Annotated in this window: 15 protein-coding genes; 7 read left to right on the top strand and 8 right to left on the bottom strand. The window is 62.8% G+C overall.

The genetic code is table 11. From position 1 onward, the window contains the following. Positions 1-74: 74 nt before the first annotated feature. From KBY81_RS02095 to KBY81_RS02080, 4 genes are all read right to left on the bottom strand, one after another. Positions 75-1,355: a lipopolysaccharide biosynthesis protein gene (locus KBY81_RS02095; RefSeq protein ID WP_254975444.1), complete on the bottom strand. Its 1,281-nt coding sequence runs from the start codon at positions 1,353-1,355 to the stop codon at positions 75-77. Positions 1,356-1,434: 79 nt separating this feature from the next. Beyond that, entirely contained in the window at positions 1,435-2,703 is a 1,269-nt protein-coding gene (locus KBY81_RS02090) for an O-antigen ligase domain-containing protein (protein WP_254975443.1), read from the bottom strand. Positions 2,704-2,779: 76 nt separating this feature from the next. Further along, positions 2,780-4,291 carry a hypothetical protein gene (locus tag KBY81_RS02085; RefSeq protein ID WP_254975442.1) on the bottom strand — a complete coding sequence of 504 codons (1,512 nt, stop codon included), beginning with the start codon at positions 4,289-4,291 and terminating at the stop codon, positions 2,780-2,782. 6 nt (positions 4,292-4,297) lie between these two features. After that, positions 4,298-5,341, bottom strand: coding sequence for a polysaccharide biosynthesis/export family protein (locus KBY81_RS02080; RefSeq protein WP_254975441.1), 1,044 nt, complete (start codon positions 5,339-5,341; stop codon positions 4,298-4,300). 662 nt (positions 5,342-6,003) lie between these two features. Between KBY81_RS02080 and KBY81_RS02075 the strand changes: the two genes are divergently transcribed. From KBY81_RS02075 to KBY81_RS02060, 5 genes are all read left to right on the top strand, one after another. Next, complete coding sequence (locus tag KBY81_RS02075; protein WP_254975440.1) at positions 6,004-6,894, top strand: glycosyltransferase family 8 protein; 891 nt, start codon at positions 6,004-6,006, stop codon at positions 6,892-6,894. Positions 6,895-7,200: 306 nt separating this feature from the next. Beyond that, positions 7,201-8,262 carry a polysaccharide pyruvyl transferase family protein gene (locus KBY81_RS02070; RefSeq protein ID WP_219903880.1) on the top strand — a complete coding sequence of 354 codons (1,062 nt, stop codon included), beginning with the start codon at positions 7,201-7,203 and terminating at the stop codon, positions 8,260-8,262. Between the two features lie 52 nt (positions 8,263-8,314). Further along, a complete protein-coding gene (locus KBY81_RS16680) occupies positions 8,315-8,695 on the top strand; it encodes a heme NO-binding domain-containing protein (protein WP_396103648.1) in 381 nt (126 codons plus the stop codon). Next, the gene (locus KBY81_RS02065; protein ID WP_396103647.1) at positions 8,628-11,240 is read left to right on the top strand and encodes an ATP-binding protein; all 2,613 of its coding nucleotides are present in this window, start codon (positions 8,628-8,630) and stop codon (positions 11,238-11,240) included. Before KBY81_RS16680 ends, KBY81_RS02065 begins: the two co-directional genes overlap by 68 nt. Further along, positions 11,237-12,424: a PP2C family protein-serine/threonine phosphatase gene (locus KBY81_RS02060; protein WP_219903881.1), complete on the top strand. Its 1,188-nt coding sequence runs from the start codon at positions 11,237-11,239 to the stop codon at positions 12,422-12,424. The genes KBY81_RS02065 and KBY81_RS02060 overlap by 4 nt, the downstream gene beginning before the upstream one ends. 28 nt (positions 12,425-12,452) lie before the next feature. On the opposite strand, the gene KBY81_RS02055 is transcribed toward KBY81_RS02060, so the two are convergent. Continuing rightward, positions 12,453-13,013 carry an STAS domain-containing protein gene (locus tag KBY81_RS02055; RefSeq protein WP_254975439.1) on the bottom strand — a complete coding sequence of 187 codons (561 nt, stop codon included), beginning with the start codon at positions 13,011-13,013 and terminating at the stop codon, positions 12,453-12,455. Between KBY81_RS02055 and KBY81_RS02050 the strand changes: the two genes are divergently transcribed. Further along, positions 13,012-13,359: a PAS domain S-box protein gene (locus tag KBY81_RS02050; protein ID WP_106219846.1), complete on the top strand. Its 348-nt coding sequence runs from the start codon at positions 13,012-13,014 to the stop codon at positions 13,357-13,359. The two genes, KBY81_RS02055 and KBY81_RS02050, sit on opposite strands and share 2 nt — an antisense overlap. Positions 13,360-13,366: 7 nt before the next feature. Further along, positions 13,367-14,992: a response regulator gene (locus KBY81_RS02045; protein ID WP_254975438.1), complete on the top strand. Its 1,626-nt coding sequence runs from the start codon at positions 13,367-13,369 to the stop codon at positions 14,990-14,992. Positions 14,993-15,030: 38 nt separating this feature from the next. Here the strand turns inward: KBY81_RS02045 and KBY81_RS02040 are convergent, their stop codons facing one another. The 3 genes from KBY81_RS02040 to KBY81_RS02030 form a co-directional block, all read right to left on the bottom strand. Continuing rightward, the gene (locus tag KBY81_RS02040; protein ID WP_254975437.1) at positions 15,031-15,999 is read right to left on the bottom strand and encodes a sensor domain-containing diguanylate cyclase; all 969 of its coding nucleotides are present in this window, start codon (positions 15,997-15,999) and stop codon (positions 15,031-15,033) included. A gap of 41 nt (positions 16,000-16,040) precedes the next feature. Next, complete coding sequence (gene menB, locus KBY81_RS02035; RefSeq protein ID WP_254975436.1) at positions 16,041-16,895, bottom strand: 1,4-dihydroxy-2-naphthoyl-CoA synthase; 855 nt, start codon at positions 16,893-16,895, stop codon at positions 16,041-16,043. Continuing rightward, a partial coding sequence (locus tag KBY81_RS02030) for a thiamine pyrophosphate-binding protein (protein ID WP_254975435.1) occupies positions 16,892-17,692 on the bottom strand: 801 nt, incomplete at its 5' end. The genes menB and KBY81_RS02030, both read right to left, overlap by 4 nt.

Here is a 17,692-nt window from a genome sequence, read left to right as displayed (position 1 = left end):
ACGTGCTCCAGACCTGTGGCAGGAGCCGCGAGGCTGGAAGGCTTCCATCACCATAACCGCGCTCTGGAGCCGTTTCACAGGGCTGCGGGCTGAGAGGTCTGAATCCTTCGCAATAGCCGCTGTCCCATGATCAGGTAGATCGGTTGAAGGGTGAGATGGGCCGCTGCGACGGCGACGGCGACACCCAGGGATCCCCATGTCGTGCCGATCAGAATGGCCACGGTGAGGGCCGCCGTGAAGACCACGTTCCAGAGCAGATCCACCTGGGGTAGGCCCACGGCGCGGAACAACATGGCGGAGGCGTTGGCAAAGGGTCGAGAAAGGGCCGACAGGCAGATCAGCATGAGAATGGGCACTGCGCCATCGGCCACCCACTTCTGACCAAAGACGACCGGCACATACAGAGGCGCAAGGCTGCACTGCAGGGCAACCACGGGCACGATCACCTTGGTGATGGTGAGCAGATTCTTTCTGAAGCGCTCCTTGAGGACGGCGGGTTGGCCGCGAACGTCACAGAAGTCGGAGTAGAGGGAGACCGACAGGGCATTGATCACACTCAGGCTCAGACCCAGTCCGGCGTTGAAGGCGAAGTAGTACACGCCAAGCGCCTTGACACCGATGAAGCGACCGATCACCAGATAATCCACATTCTCCCGGAAGGTGTTGAGCAGCTCAACCCCGAGGATGCGACTGCCGAACTGGAGCACGGACTTCCAGCGCTTGAGCGTGAACGCCAGGGCAGGCCTCCAGGGCTCGAAGCGCAGCATCATGGCAACCCAGACCGGGGCTACCAGCAACTTGGGAAGCACAATCGCCCACATGCCCATCCCCATCAGCGCAAAGATCCCCGTCATCAGGTTTTCGCTGGCGACGGCTGTGAGGTTGGTCATGCTGTAAAACTTCAGCCGATTCTTTCGGCGCACCAAAGCCGACTGGACCATGGAAAGTGGGTAGATCAGATAGCTGAAACTCACCACGATGATCGGCACGATCAGTGCGTTGTCGTTGTAGATCCTGGCAAAGACAAACGAACCAATGATCTGAATAAGACATAGGCTGAAGCCGATCAGCCAGTTCAGACTCCATGCCGTCTGACAGATCTCCTGGACCTCATCCGCATCGGCCTGCACGATCTTGTCGCCGATGCCGTTGCGTGTGAAGACCTTGACCAGCTCGCCGGAGGTCAACACGATGGCCGCCAGGCCATAGTCCCTGGGGCTCAGCAGCCTGGCCAGCAGAACGGTGGCCACGAGCCGCGAGACCCGAATCCCCACCTCCCCTACACCCATCCAGCCGATGTTGCGGATGAATCGGTCCTTGGGGATGAATTGCTTGAGGTTGCTCAGCAGGCGCATCAAGGCTCACCCCCCTGCGAAGCTTTCGATGGCTCATCATGGCATCTGGGCATCTCAATGCAGCCGGATAGGGTGTGAATCACGACACAGCCTGCAGCTCCGGCTGAGGTGAGCTCTTCTTCTCCTGAAGAGCCATGCCCATGATCACCATCCCAGGCCAGAAGAGATAGACGAGGATCTCAAGATTCTCTCCAAACGTATACATGAACAAGAGAATGATGATGCCAAGCCCTGCGGAGCCAAGTTGATAATTCGGACTGGCTGCGCGACGCAGAAGGTCAAGGCCCGTTGCCAGCATGGGAATGGCCAGGGCAAAAAAACCGACAATCCCCTTGACGAAAAGAACTCCGGCCCAGGTGTGGTGGGAACCAATGGCCATGTACTCCACCAGGTGGGGGCCTCCCTCCACAACTCCATGCCCCCAGATCGGAGCCTCGGTTTCCCAGCGATGGAAGGCGATACGCTTGAGCGCAAAGCGCACACGCGTGGAGCCAGCCCGAGCTCCTTTGAATCCTTCCCAGTAGTCGTTGATGGCTGTCAGAATCGACGTGGCGAAGATGCCGCCAAGGTAGGACAGAATTCCAAGGGAAATCAGCATGAACGGTTTGCGGAGTCTGGACACCACGGCCGTTACGGCCGGGATCAGGATGATGCAGAGCTGGGCAAGCCTGGACTTGCAGACAAAGCACATCACGATGGAGCCAGCGATTCCAAGAAGTTTCCACTTGCGGTCTTTTTCTAACAGGCAAATCATAAAGTTGATGTTCCCGACGAAACCCAGCGCTGGTCCCCAGGGCGAAAAGAGACGCCAACGAAGATCACCGGTGCTGCCGTCGATTTCATAGAGAGGCACATCAAAGAACTCATTGCCTGGACCACCCACCGCTCGCAAGGGGGAGACGTACAGGACTTCTGGAAGTCCCAGATGGGGGGTCAGCATCAGAAACGGGATGATCAGCAGCGTATGAAATCCAACGATGCATATGGCACGGGTCGGGATGCTGCTACGAATCGGCAGGGCCCCGGCTAACGGGTAAAGGGCCAGGGCAGCCCAGCCTTTAGCCCAGCCAATCGTTGACTTGATGATGGCTCCAGTGCCGAGGTTGAAATTCACGTGCCCTGCAATCAAGGCCACTTGCATGATGAGCATGCCGATAATCCATAGCCAGATCACGGGAGAAATGGAGATCTCCTCATTCTCTTCCGGGTGATCCATCCTGGCCAGAATCTTGATCAACAGGCAACCCAGGAGTAGCCAGCACAGAACCGACCCCACAACATAGAGTCCGCCGACAAGCCAGATGGGATAGGTGCAGATGATCGACCACCACACCAGACGCTCCGGCAAGTTTCCAGGCCGAAGATCATCCTCCGAATGGAAGGCCTTGGAAAGAAGTGTTTTGAGTCCCAATGAAGTCTCCTGGCTAGGTCGAGACCCAACGGGCGAGCCGCTTGATCCAGGGCTTGCGGATCCATAAAATCCAGAGCCCCGTTGTCGTGAGGATGGAGCCAAAGGCTGAGCCAGCCAGAACCAAGGACCGTTTTGGAGAAGTCGCTTTCTCTGGCAGTGTCGGTTCAACAGCAATCTGGATCAGCGGGAAAGCTGCAAAGATGTTGGACTGACCGAGATCAAGTTTGGCTAATGTCGATGCAAAGACTGCTTCGGCTATCTGCTCATTTCGCTTCAGGTTCTCCAATGACGACTGCCTCTGGGACATCATCCGGAGACGGTCCTCTAAGGAACTGATCTGTTGATCCAGTTTGCCAACCTGTGATGCCGCGCCACTGGCATCCGATTGGTAGTTCACCAGGTTCTGGAAGAGAGATTCGCGCCCCGAACTTGCGCCCGTCAATGCAAGTCGCGAGAGGAGCTGGGCGGACGCAGGGCGACCAAGCAAGGCGTTGGCTCGCTGGTTCATCGCCTGCCTTGCTGCTTCCTGACGCTTGATTTCCTTGAGAATCCGAGGATTATTCCGCCCGAACTTTGATAGTTGAACTCTCAGGATCGAAGTGGCTTCGCTGTAATCTTTGAGATTCTGCTGGAAGATCTGATCCACTTGCAGCTTGAACGCATCTGTGGCCTCCGCTGGAGAAAGGCCCAGGCTGCGGCTCAACTTCTGCAGTCGACTTTCCGCCTGGGACTGCTGTGCCGCAAGTTCGGCTCTCTGCTTGCGCAGCTGTTCGATATTGGCCGAGAGGATTTCAACCTGTTCTATCGAGGTCAGCCCAGAGCGGCGCTTGTACTCGGACACATCCTTCTGCGCAGCCTCAAGCTTCTGCTGTGTCTCCAGCAGAATCTTCTGGGTGGGACCTTGCCGCTGGTTGATTTCACTGACGCGCAGCTCACTCAGCCGTTCGACCATGGCTTCATACAAGGCATAGGAACGCTTGCGTGCATCCTCGGGAGACGGGCCGGTGGAATCAATCTGCATCAAGGTCGTATTGTCAATATTCTTGATTCGAGGCTTGGCAAAATCCCCCTTTGGAACATTGGCAATCTTGGCGGCCCTTGCGAGCACCTGTTCACTGACGAAGATGTACTCATAGTTGGCACGGGGATCAAAGGTTGCTAAACCCAGGGATTCACTTGAAGCTGTGGCCTGGCCAATATCTGGTAGGCTCAGATTCACAGCATTGGCGCTTCCTGGCAGAATCAATGCCCAGGAACTCGTATACACAGGCTTCGCAAGTAACAGATACAGAATGCTGGATCCCCAGATCAGCCCATTGGTACATGTGGAAACGAAAAGGTAACGACTCCAGCGCAGCTTGTCCGTTCGACTCAGTCTTTTCCACCATCCCTTCGGATCCGGAACCTTCGGGCCGGGTATGTTTCGGAACTGCTCGGAAAACAGCCGACTCGCCTTGCCCAGGGGCTCTTGCACAGCCTGCACCTTGGGCCTGAATCGTCGCAGGAACGGCGGGAAATATTTCATTCTCTGCTAGGGAATACTGCGATCATAAATCAGGACAGCTGGATTGAGAAACTGGGTTAAGATGCTGAGTACGGCCTGGAAGTTAGTCATCTTGGAGTCATAACAGGCAACACCGTCGTCTGCCATGAGATAGGGATTGTTTCCGTTGTCTGTCGAGGCGCGAAGCAGCTCTTCCACACCCCTCTCATAGACTGTCGTCTTGCCCGATGCCCGTTCTGTTCTCACCAGGATGGCCCGGCGTCGTGCATTGGTGACCGAGGTCCCCCCAGCACAGTTGGCCGAAACCACCGCATGGGACAAGCGTGATCCATAGGGAAAATTCCTGGCCTGGGAGCCGATGCCGGCCACGGAATTCCCAGCTGCAGGGACAGTGAGATTGGAAATGTTGATCTCAACTTCGGCGGGCGTGATCTGAGAAGGCCGAACGATCAGTGGATTGACGATTCCGGTGTCAGGAACAATGACTTGATCACCGGCAATCAGAGGAATGTCCTTAAAGGGTTGCCCAGTGAACGCACCGGAGAGGTCGACCACTTGTCTTCGTGATCCCCGCTTGAACTCCACAGCGGTGACATCAGCAGTGGGAGTGATGCCGCCTGCACGACGCAGGGCCATGGTGAGCATACGGTTGAGCGGAGCCTGGCCAGACAGCTGAACAGGTGTCTGCGTCTGTTCCACATCACTCAGTTCGTTGATCAGAACGCGACCGGGCTGAAACGCGGATCCAATGACAAAGACCTGGACCGGCGCCCACTGGACGACGCTCAGGCTGACCCTGAGGAAGGAGGGTTGAAAAAAGCCCTGCTGCACAAGGGCTTGAGACACACGCTTCTGAAGCTGTTCCGGTTCCAGTCCGCCGGCCGAAATGGCCTTGATGAAGGGAAGTTCAAGGTCTCCATTCAGATTGACTTCAAAGATTCCGCTGAATTCTTCCCCTTCCGGAATGGTCACTTTCACCCGGTCTCCTGGCGAGATCGGTAAAGCCAGAGCTGTGCCGGCTGTGCTGACACTGCACACCAGAGCAAGAAGCCAGAACAGGAACTTCGACATCGGTGTCGATTTGGATTTGCTTTCCCGATTGGCTTGCACAATCAACCCTAGCGCACCCCTAGTCCGCGAGCCAGGGGGGTATCTGGGCGGGGGACTGACGCGCACCCACCCGTGCCCATGATGATTCCCACGACGGATTCAGAACCACCCCACGGTGTGTGTCGATCCGGATCCCCGGCGGGGCTCCTAGGGATCCGGTAACTGGGCCGGCGTGACTGTTGCCGTCGTGGTTGCCCAGCTCTGTTTCATTCCACCCCCTGCTTGACGGCAGCCCCGACACGGTTGGCCCCACCCACGCGCAGGATCCACCCATCAATGCATCCACCGATCGAGGCATCCATCCATCGATGCATCCATCCAAGGATGCATCCATGACCCGAGCGTGGCGTGCCATGGGGGAGCCAGTGCTTCAGCCCGTACCGGAGTCGCCTTGGGCGCGTCCACGCTGCCGGCCCTGGAGGGGCCCTGGCTTCGACCGTGCTTGTCAATGTTTCCCTTGTTGAAGCCATCGCCCCTGCCGATCAACCCCGGGATCGGCAAGCCCCAAGCGGCACGGTTTGGCACTCCCAAGTCCCATGTCAGGTTTTGCGGCCAATTGGTCATGGCGGCGGCGCGGTACTTCATGCTGAGCTACATTCCATTCCAGGGTTGCTCGCGCCACAATGGTCAATATTGTGATTGTCGCCACTGCCAATTATCTCTGGGGTGCGGCCGTCACTGTCCGATCCGCCTTGGAGGCCTGCAGCACAACCCTCAATGCCTATGTCATCAGCGTTGACCTGTCCCCGGAGGATCGGCGGCGCCTCTTCGATTCCTGGCAAACTCCCAATGTCGGTACCATCAAGTTTGTTGACTTTGACCTTGGACAGGTCGACAAGCTTCGCAGCACGCTGCTCGTGAAGAGCAAATCCCCATATGCACGTTTCTTTATTCCCGAGTATCTGTCGGATGTTTCCCGATGCATTTACCTGGATACGGACCTCATCGTGTGTTCGGACCTGAAGGAATTGCAGACGCTCGATCTGCAAGGCAAGTCGAGTGCCTGTGTGATCGATGGTGGCATCGACACCCCGCAGCAACAACAACGCCTTCGTGACAAATTGAAGTTAACGAACCCCCGTCAATACTTCAACTCCGGTGTGATTGTCATGGATCTGGACGCTTGGAGGCGGGGCCATATCCAATCGAAGGCCCTGACGGTGGCGCAGGATAACTATGACCTGCTTGACCAGATGGATCAAGACGCACTGAATATCGTCCTGGCTGACGACTGGTTAGTCCTTGACCCTAAGTGGAACACTTCCAAGGGCAGGGCAGATGTCGGCTTTTCTGACGGCATCATCCACTTTCTGGGTAAAGTGAAGCCCTGGCATGCTGATTATGCGGCCAATTTCCAGGACCGTTGGTTCGCCATCCTGGATCGGACGGCGTTCTCCGGTCAGCGGCCGGTCAGGCTCTTTGGCGTCGGAGCCGCCTATCGTCGCTTCGCTCGCTCCATTCCAACCCTGGAGATGGTGAAAGGAAAGCTGCGTCGAATCCTGCGGTCGGCATGAGCGAACTCCCTCCCCAGGGCTCGTGCAACCGCTCCCAGGCCCCCGGCGTCGCCAACCGCTCCCGATCCGGAGCTCCCGCTTCTCCATGATGTTCATCCAGGCCCAGGCTTGGGCTGTCTGAACCCATCGGACGCCTGGCTCCATGGGCGCAACCAGTGAACAGGTCAGGACACTCAGGTTCTGTGCTTCACTGATAAAGTGCCTGAGAGTTGCAACTTTCTGCTCCATTCCGGAAGCATTGAAGTGCAAGTCCATCGCTCCTGGCTTTCTCTCCCCTTCCCTGATTCATTTCCCTCTGTAACCCCCGTGCGTATCGGCCTGATCAATGCCTACAGCACCCTGAATCTGGGGGATGCAGCCATCTACAGCGCGTTTCGCAAACTCCTGCCAGGTGCGAAGCTGGTTGGCCATGTTCAGGATGAGCGGCCTGACCCCACCCTGGGGGTCACTTTCCTGCCGAACCGGCCCACAGACTGTGGGGCCTACATCAGCGTGGGTGGCGATATCTTCAACAATTCACGGGAATGGTTCGTCACCAAGGCGTTCCTGATGAATCTGGCTGAACTGAGACGTCACTCCCGTCACACCATATTGTTCGGTCAGTCGATTCCCCGCTCCTGCCATGGCCTCAGCTTTCTTCTTCTGCAACGCTATCTGAAGCGCCTGGCGGCTGTCTGTGTTCGCGATGCAGAGAGTCACCAGCGACTCTGTGCGGCTGGAGTTCCCGCCAGATTGTCCTACGACATTGCCTTCGTCCTGGAGAGTTCCCCCCTGGCGGAGGCCATGGCCCGTCGGTGCCTGGAGCACCTGGCCATTGACCCGACCCAGGCGGCCGTTCTGTCCGTCCGTGGGTTTGACAGCATGTATGGCCATGACAATGATGCCTTCGTCTCCAGGATGTCCCAGCTCTGCCTTGAGCTTTCCGCCGCCGGACTCAGGCCCGTGGTGTTGATCCAATCAGGGGCCTACGGCTCGGATAATGATCTGGAGGTGGCCGCTGCCATCCAGGCCCGTGCCCCTGCCACCGCCATCCTGAATCCGTTTGCCGACAGTTCGGCCGTGCCGAGCTGGCAGCTGGCCATGGCCCTGTTCGCCCTGGTGGACCTTGTCATCGCGGTCCGTTTTCACACCGCTGTTCTGTCATTGGCTGCTGGGCGGGTTCCGTTCCATCTCCACTATTCCAACAAGGGCAGGGACCTCTGCCGGCGGCTTGACCTGCCCGGGTGTGATCTGGCCAGCCTCGAACCCACGGCTGTGCTGCCGGCCATTCTGGCCACCCGGGGGCGTGCGTTTGCCCATGGAGCCGTCCGTGAGCAGGTGCAACGGGACTTCCAGTGGTGTGTGGATCAGTTACCTCACAAGCCCTGAAAGGAATTCTCTGCCTCACTGGACTAAATTGATTTGAATTGGCTGTCCATCAATGCACGGACTGGTCAACCGAGCCTGTACTGACGACGTGACCCATCGTCTGGTGGGGTTGGCCATGGAGGAACCTGGCCGTTCTGCCGACCGGATCGTGGAGACCTCTGGCGCTGACTGGATCACCCCAATGGCCACGGAGGGGTCCGTGCAGCTCCTCGAGAGCACGGGAGACATCCTGCCGGAAGGCTTCGATCAGCTGGACCATCGCCATGCCCGTGCCGCCCTGGCTTTTCCTGGGCCGCCACCGCCTATCTGCCTTTGCGATCACAGCTCCCACGCCTCCAGGCAGCAGGAGTTCCGAGCCGGACGGCATGGTCGCCTGTCTTCGCAGGCTCACGCCGACCCGGTTTCGCCGGTTCACGGCGAACGGCACCCATGACGATCCGTCGTTCCTGATGGCCATGGCCGTGCTGTTACCTGACCACCTCCTCGATCCCCTGTTTCCCTTTCATCTCGTCGTGGACCGGGAGCTGACGATCTGCTCCGCCGGTTCTGTTCTGCGTCGCATTCTTCCTGAGCCGGAGTTGCTGGGTCAGCACCTCGACGACCATTTCCAGCTTCTGCGCCCGGATGTGCCGATGAACTTCGCCAGTCTGAGTGACTGCACGGATCGGCACGTGATCTTCAAGTCCGACTTGATTGCACTGCAACTGAAGGGTCAGATCTGTTGTCTTGATGAGACGGACCAACTGCTGTTTGTCGGCACGCCATGTTTGCTGCAAATGGAGGACCTGAAGACCATCGGGCTGAAGATCAATGACTTTCCCCTGCATGATTCGCTGGTTGACTTTCTGTTCCTGCTGCAGGCCAGAAATGAGGCTCTCTCGGAAAGCCAGAAGCTCAATGAGATTCTGACAACACAGCGGGGCGAGTTGCGGGAGTCGACCCAGCGCCTCTCAGCACTGAATGCGGAGCTGGAAGCGGCCCGGCAGGCCGCTGAGGCGGCCAACGCTGCCAAGGACACATTTCTGGCGACGATGAGCCATGAGATCCGAACTCCGATGAACGCCATCATCGGCATGGCTGGTCTGCTTCAGGACTCCCAGCTTGATCCTGTGGAGCGGGAATATGTCGAGATCATCAACAGCAGTACCGACTCCCTGCTCACGATCATCAATGACATTCTTGATTTCTCCAAGATTGAATCCGGCGCCATGCAGCTGGATGAGCAGCGTTTCGACCTGCGTGTCTGCATCGAAGAGGCCCTGGACCTGAGCGTCCCCCGTCTGCTCGACAAGGAGGTGGAACTGGTTCTCGACATCGACCCCCGCTTGCCCACGGCCGTCATCGGTGACCGTACCCGCCTCCGCCAGATCCTCTGGAATCTCCTCAGCAATGCCGTCAAGTTCACCGCTCAGGGAGAGATCGTGGTCACGCTGAGCGCTGAGCCCCAGCTCCGTGGAGTTGGCCAGCCCACCCCATGCCTTTTCACCTGTCAGATCCGGGACACCGGCATCGGTGTGCCCGCCGACCTGATTCCCCTGCTGTTTGAGCCCTTTCGGCAGGCTGATCCCTCCACGGCCCGGCGCTATGGGGGCACGGGTCTTGGTCTGGCCATCACCCGTCGCCTCTGCGAGTTGATGGGGGGAAGCATCAGCCTGGCCAGCGAGGAAGGCGTCGGCAGTGTGTTCACCTTCACCGTGCGGTTGACGCTCGATCCGGCCTCCGCGACGGGCAGCACCCCGGAGCCCCTGGCGATTCCCGCGTCAGCGGCGGCGGTACTGCTGCTGATCGCCAATCGCACCCTCCGTGCCCTGCTCCAGAGGCAGCTGGAATGGATGGGCTTCACGGTCATCGCCCCCGATCTCTGCCAGGTCCCGATGCGGGTCGCGCCGACGGAGATCGCCGATGCCGGCCATGGCGCCGTGGTCATCGATGGGCGTCTCCTGGGTTGCCTTGGGGACGCCACACCTCCGGCCTTTCTTCGGGATCCCCTGTTGCGGATGCGCCCCTGGATCGTCCTGGCCGACCGCTGCAAAGTGGCCGCGCTCACGTCGCTCGCCGAGGCACCGCCCGTGATGCTCACCAAGCCCGTGCGACTCGGCCAGCTTCGGCTCGCGCTGCTTCAGCAACTGCAGAGCGCGACGGAGCCGGGGGCGGCCGGGCCGCCGCCGCAGACGCGCCCACCGGCCCCGGCGGCCGGGGCCCATCGGCTGGCGGATCGGCTGCCGCTGCGGCTGCTCGTCGTCGATGACGTTCCCGTGAACCGACAGCTGGCGTTGCTGCTGCTGCAGCGCCTGGGCTACCAGGCCGAGGCCGTGGCGTCGGGTCCCGAGGCCCTGGCGTCTCTGCAGGCGAACCCCTGTGACGTCGTGTTCATGGACGTGCAGATGCCGGAGCTGGACGGCTATGCCACCACCAGGGCCATCCGGCGGCTGCCGGCACCGTTCGTGCAACCCTGGATCATCGCCATGACCGCCCACGGCCGTCCGGAGGATCGCCAGGCCTGCCTCGAGGCCGGCATGGATGACTTCCTGGCCAAGCCGATCGTGCCAGCCCAGCTCACCTACGCCTTGGAGCACTACCCCCCCCGCGACCAACCCGGGCCCACGCCAGCGGCGGCCGGGCCCGACCCGATCGATGCCGCCGCCTGGGAGGAGCTGGAGCAGTCGCTGGGCGAAGGGGCCGAGCCGCTGATCCAGGAGCTCATCGATCTGTATCTCGACGACGCGATGCGCCTGGTCTCGGCCGTCGTGCTGGCCCACCAGTACCACAACCCACCGGCGATGATCACCGCCGCCCATTCCCTGCGCTCCCCCAGTGCCAGCCTGGGTGCGCTGGCGCTGGCGGCCCTCTGCCGAGAAGTCGAGGAGTCCCTGCGCTCCGATCCGGAGGCATGGCCCCAGATCAGGATCGACCAGCTGCTCGCCGAGGCCGGCCGGGTCACCGAGGCGTTGCGGCGGCGGCGCCCCCCCTCCCCGTGACCCCGCCCCCGATGCCCAGCGCCGGCCCCGCGGCCACGATCCTCCTGGTCGATGACGACCGCATCCATTCCCGCCTGCTCCAGGCGCGGCTGACCGCCCAGGGGTACCGGGTTGTGGTGGTGGACTCCGGGGACGCCGCCCTGGAGCAGGCGCGCCTCTCACCGCCCACCCTGATCCTCTGCGACTGGCTGATGGAGGGCATGGACGGGCTGGAGGTCTGCCGGGCCTGCAAGGCCGACCCCTCCCTGGAGTCGGCCCATTTCATCCTCCTGACCTCCCGCTCCCGGGTGGAGGACCGCGTCCGGGGCCTGGACTGCGGTGCCGATGACTTCCTCAGCAAGCCGGTGGACCCCGAGGAGCTGCTGGCCCGGGTCCGCTCCGGGATCCGCCTGCACCAGGCCAATGAACGCCTGAAGGATCTGGCCGAGGAGCTGCGGCAGCAGAAGGCCCGACTGGATCAGGAGCTGGAGGAGGCGGCCAGCTATGTGCGCTCCCTGTTCCCCGAGGCCATGGCCGGAGCCGTCAGGGTGGAGTCACGCTTCGAGCCCTCCCATGAGCTGGGCGGGGATTCCTTCGATTTCTTCTGGCTCGATCCGGATCACCTCATCCTGTATCTCGCCGATGCCTCCGGCCACGGGCTGGCGGCGGCGTTCCCCTCGATCTCCGTCCACAACCAGCTGCGTTCACGCTCGCTGCCCGTCGATCTGCGGGATCCGGCTGCCGTGCTGCAGTCCCTCAACGGCGGTTTCCAGATGGAGCGCCACCAGGGGCGCTATCTCACCATCTGGTACGGGGTGTACCAGAGCTCCAGCCGGACCCTCCGCTACGCCAGTGCCGGCCATCCGCCGGCCCTGCTCTGGAGCCGAGCCGGCGCCTTCCCCAGCCGTTGGCTCAGGACCCAGGGAATGGCGGTGGGCCTGTTCGAGGCGTCGTCCTACGCCAACGAGAGTCTTGAGGTCGGGGAAGGGGGCTGCCTGCTCGTCTACAGCGATGGGCTCTATGAAGTCCCCCGGCCTGACGGCGTGATGGGGACTCTGCCGGAATTCATGCAGCTGGCGGAACAGTGCCGCGGTCTGCTGTCGGACGACGATGGCCTCGACCGGCTGCTCTCCCAGATCCACGACATCACGGCGAATGCCCCGTTCACGGATGATTATTCGGTGATCCGCGCCATGTTTTCCTGAGGGTTCTCGGCGCTTCACGCCCGAGCGATCACGCGGTGCGATCCACCGAAAGTGAGCGAAGGCAGGCCTCCTGATCCGGAAAGATGGTGAAGACCTTTTCGGTGCCGGTGAGCTCCAGCACGATCCGCACCTGGCTGTTGAGACTGCAGAGATACAGCTGTTTTCCGTGCTCCCTGACGCGCTTCAGCACCGCGACCAGGGCACCGAAGCCACTGCTGTCCATGAAGTCGATGCCTTGGCAATCAATGAGGATGTCCCCTGACGTTTCCTGCAGCAGTGTGGCGATGGATGCGCGCAGGTCGGCGCCACTCTGGGCATCAAGCAGACCCGAAGGCTTCAGGATGGATGGATCATCCACGCAAGGAATCTCAAACCCCATTGAGCTTACCATTCCTGCAGGATTGGGGCTTTCGCCTTCGGCGGTCCCGCTGCGCCGCAAAGTCAGAAGAATCCCCCGGGACGGAAAGCCCGACGCTTCCCGACCGGCTCGGGGAACGGCCGGCGTGAAGGCCGGGGCGGCGATGGGCCTCCACCGGGATACGGCGCTAAGGTTTGTGAACAACTCGGGGAAGTGTGTGGCGCAGGCCATGGTCACGATTGAAGAGCTCCGCCGGCAGCCTCTGCCCTTCATCGCGGCCGATCGGGACGGTTGCATCGTGGAGATCAACGATCTTTTCCAATCCACCTATGGCTGGACCCTGGAGGATCTGGAGGGTCAATCCCTCTCCATGATTCTCCCGGACTCCTTCCGGGATGCCCACCACCTCGGATTCTCGCGCTTTCAGATCGTTGGAGAATCCCAGATCCTCAACCATCCCCTGGAGTTGATGACGATCTGCAAGGATCAGCAAGCCATCAATTCAGAGCATTTCATTGTGGCCGAACGCCGAGGGGATGGCTGGGTCTTTGCGGCGACCCTGCGTCCGCTGAGCTGAGCCCGGGATGGCCGAACCGGAGCTCGTCGCCCAATTACGCACAACCCTCGGTCGGCTGGAGGCGGCCCTCGGGGCGGTTGAAGAAGCTCTTGCCTTCACCGATCTCGATGGAATCGTCGAGTGGACCAACGCCTCCTTCGATCGCTTCGTGGGCCTTTCACGCCTGCAGTGCCTCGGCCGCTCCCTGAGCGGGATCCTGCCCCACCATCAGCCGAAGGACCCGGCCGCCCACCGGGCCGGTCAGCCATTCTGGAGGGAGGCGCCCCAGGGCACCGCCACCTGGGAGCTCACCAGCACCCCACCCCGGCGGGTCATCGAGGTGTCTTGGGCCACCGTCAATGTGCCCAGTAAGCCGTCCCTCGTCTTCACCTTCCGGGACCAGAGTGCGATCATCCAGGCCCAGGACCGGCTGATCGATGCCCGCGATCAGCTAGAGCAGCAGGTGGCCCAGCGCACCCGGGAACTCCGGCAGGCCCGGGATGAAGCCCTGGCGGCCAGCCAGTCGAAGACGCGCTTTCTGGCCACGATGAGCCATGAGATCCGCACCCCGCTCAACGCCGTGATCGGGATGAGCGATCTGCTGCTGGCCAGCCCCATGGAGGGGCGCCAGAGGGAGATGATCCAGACCATCCATGAGAGCGGCGACTATCTGTTGAACCTGGTCAACGACATTCTCGACATCTCCCAGATCGAGACCGGCCGGCTGGCGTTGAACCCCCGGACGTTTGATCTCCATTCCCTGCTGGATGATGTGCTGAATCTGTTCCGGCACCAGGCCTCCATCCGCCAGCTGGACCTGCAGCTTTCCCTGGCGCCGGAGACGCCGAGATGGTTGATCGGTGACGATCTCAAGCTGCGTCAGATCCTGTTCAACCTGCTGGGGAATGCCTGCAAGTACACCAACCAGGGGGAGATCCGTCTGGTGGTCGAGGCGACCCGCTCATCGCCGGAGGCGGTGGGCTTGCTGTTCCGCGTCTCCGACACCGGGATCGGCATCGCCGCCGGCTCTCTTCCGTTCATCTTCGAGGAGTTCGTCGGCCACGACAACCCGGAGCAGACCAGCCAGAGCGCCGGACTGGGCCTGGCGATCTGCGCCCGCCTCTGCCAGCTGATGGCCGGGGAGATCTCCGTGGAATCCAGCCTCGGGACGGGCAGCTGCTTCTCGGTCCGCCTGCCCTTCGCGGTGGCCTCGAAGAGCCAGAAGCGGCTCACCGAGCCACCCCCTTCCGACGGATTCGATCCCGGATGGAACATCCTGGTGGCCGATGACAACCGCGTCAACCAGCGCGTGCTGGAGCTGATGCTGGCCCGGCTGCATCTGTCGGTCCACCTGGTCGGCGACGGCAACGCCGCACTCCAGAGCGTCCGAAGCGACCCCTTCGATCTGGTGGTCATGGATGTGGAAATGCCCGGTCTGGATGGCATCTCGGCAGCCCGGCAGCTGCGTCGCGAGGGTTTTACGGAGGTGTACATCATTGCCCTGACGGCCTATTCCTTCAGCTCCCATCGCCAGGAGTGCGAAGCCGCCGGCATGAACGACTTTCTCTCCAAGCCCCTGCGCTTCGTGGATCTCTGTGCCGCCCTCGATCGCTTCCGCCAGTGGCGACGCGCCAGGCCTTCTGCCCCCGCCTGATTCCCGTTGCCGAGTCCGCTGATCGGCGATGGTCTGCACTAGGTCGCCGTGGCACCCGACAGCCTGGCCTGGGTCAGGGCCGCTTCGGTCCGTCGGAACAGGTCCTTGAAGCCCCCGTCGTCCCCGCCCAGCACGCCCACACCGCAGCTGACCGCCAGCGGATGGCGGACACCCTCCACCAGCCAGCCACCCTGGGTCAGGGCGCCCCGGATCCGCTCGGCCAGGGCCGTGGCCGCGGGCCCCTCCAGACCCGGGCGCAGCACGGCGAACTCGTCGGCGGTCACCCGTCCCAGCAGGGCGCTCTCCCCCACCTGGGCCTGGAGCGTTGCCGCCATCTCCTGGAGCAGCCGGTCCCCCTGCGCCGTCCCGAACCGGGCACAGAAGGCCGCGAAACCGTCCAGGCCGAAGAGCAGCAGGGAGAGCGACTCCCTGCTCTGCCGGGCCCGTAGGAACTCCCTCTGACCCGCCTCATGGAAGGGGCGTCGGTTCTGGAGCCCCGTGAGCGGGCAGCGATAGCTGTTGCGTCGCGACTCCAGGTACTGGGTCACCATGCCGCCCAGATCCTTGAGCAGCTGGTGTTCGGTGCCCGCCAGCTGCCGTGGCTCGCGGCTGATCACGCACAGCGTGCCGAGGTTGAAGCCGGACCGGGTCTGCAGCGGGACGCCGGCATAGAAGCGGATGTGGGGGTCCCCCGTGACCAGGGGATTGTCCCTGAAGCGCGCATCGGCGGTGGCATCGCTGACGACCATGACGTCATCGGAGCAGATGGTGTGGGCACAGAAGGCCAGCTCCCGGGGCGTTTCCCTCGGCTCCAGACCCACCCGGGAGAGAAACCACTGACGCTGCCGGTCCACCAGGGAGATCAGCGCGATCGGAACTCCGAGCATCTGGCTGGCCAGCCGGGTGATGCGGTCGAAGTCCTCATCGGGCTCCGTATCGAGGATGCACTGGTCGTCCAGCGCCGCCTGCCGCTCGGCTTCGTTGTCCGGGATCGGATAGGCGGACACCGGTCGTTGCAGCCAGGAACGGCAGTATGGACCGCGGCACCTCAGGGCAGCCAGGGCGCCTCGGAAAAGTCCGGGTCCCGCTTCTCCAGAAAGGCGTTGCGCCCCTCCTGGCCCTCGCTGGTCCGGTAGAAGAGGTGGGTGGCATGGCCCGCCAGCTCCTGGATCCCCGCCAGCCCGTCGGTCTCGGCGTTGAAGGCGGCCTTGAGGCAGCGGATGGCGGTGGGGCTGTGCTGGAGCACCTCCCGCGCCCAGGCCACCCCCTGGGGCTCCAGCTCCTCCAGGGGCACCACGGCGTTCACCAGCCCCATGGCCAGGGCCTGGCCGGCGTCGTAGCGGCGGCAGAGGAACCAGATCTCCCGGGCCTTGCGCTGGCCCACCACCCGGGCCAGGTAGCCGGCACCGAAGCCGCCGTCGAAGCTGCCCACCCGCGGCCCGGTCTGGCCGAAGACGGCGTTCTCGGCCGCCAGGCTCAGATCGCAGAGCAGGTGCAGCACCTGGCCGCCGCCGATGGCGTAGCCGGCCACCAGGGCGATCACCACCTTGGGCAGGCTGCGGATGATCCGCTGCAGGTCGAGCACGTTGAGCCGCGGCAGCCCCGAGGCATCGAGATAGCCGCCGTCGCCGCGCACGCTCTGGTCCCCGCCGGCGCAGAAGGCCCAGACGCCATCGGCGGCCGGCCCCTCGCCGGTGAACAGCACCACACCGATGGTGGGGTCGTCCCGTACCCGGTTGAAGGCATCGCAGAGCTCCTGGACCGTGAGCGGCCGGAAGGCATTGCGCTTCTCGGGCCGGTTGATGCTGATCCGGGCGATCCCATCGCCGCTGGTCTCGAAGCGGATGTCGCTGTAGGTGCCGGCGCTGGTCCAGCGCGGCAAGGCTGGGGGAACGGGGGTCATGGGGAGGGGATCGGCCCGGTGGCCAGAGGGTCGGCCAGATCTGCGGCCATTGTGCGCAGCCGCTGCCGCAGGGCCGCGTCCCTTCGCCGGTCGGTGGGCACCACCAGCAGGGCCAGCGGCTGGGCCAGGGCCCAGGCCAGGGCGCCCTCCAGATCCTTCAGGTTCTGCAGCCGCCGGCCGGGGACGCCGTGCAACGCCGCCAGCGCCAGCGGGTCCACCGGCTGGGGCATGGCGAACAGGCGCTCGAAATCCATCGCCGCCGCCGGCTGGGTGCGGATCGGCAGCTGCTCGAAGATGCCGCCGCCGCCGTTGTCGATCAGCACGACGGTGAGGCGGCCGCCCAGCTGCGGGCGCCACAGCCAGCCGTTGGCATCGTGCAGCAGGGCCAGATCGCCGCTCACCAGCACCAGGGCGCCGAGGGCCTCGGCCAGGCCGCAGGCGCTGGAGAGGGTGCCATCGATGCCGGAGGCCCCCCGGAAGCCGTGCATCGGTCGGGGCGGGGCGGTCGGGTCGGCGAAGCTCTCCCAGTCCCGCACCGGGCTGCTGTTGGCCAGCAGCACGGGCAGCCCCGCCGGCAGCAGGCGGCTGAGGCGGCGGGCCAGGGCCGGCTCTCCGTTCTCTCCGGCCAGCTCCTTATCCAGCAGCGCCTGCACCCCCGCCTCCGCCCGCCGCCAGCGGCCCGCCAGCGACAGCGAGGCGCCGGAGGCCTCGCCCGCCCCGGAGGCCGGCGGTTGCTCCGCCAGCCAGACCGCCAGGCCGGCACTCGCCTGGCCCCGCACCAAGCCGAGGGGGTCGAG

This window comes from Cyanobium sp. Lug-B, assembly GCF_024345635.1.
GTDB lineage: Bacteria > Cyanobacteriota > Cyanobacteriia > PCC-6307 > Cyanobiaceae > Cyanobium > Cyanobium minutissimum.
Note: the sequence above shows the minus strand (reverse complement) of the source record. Positions and strands in the feature narration are given on the sequence as shown.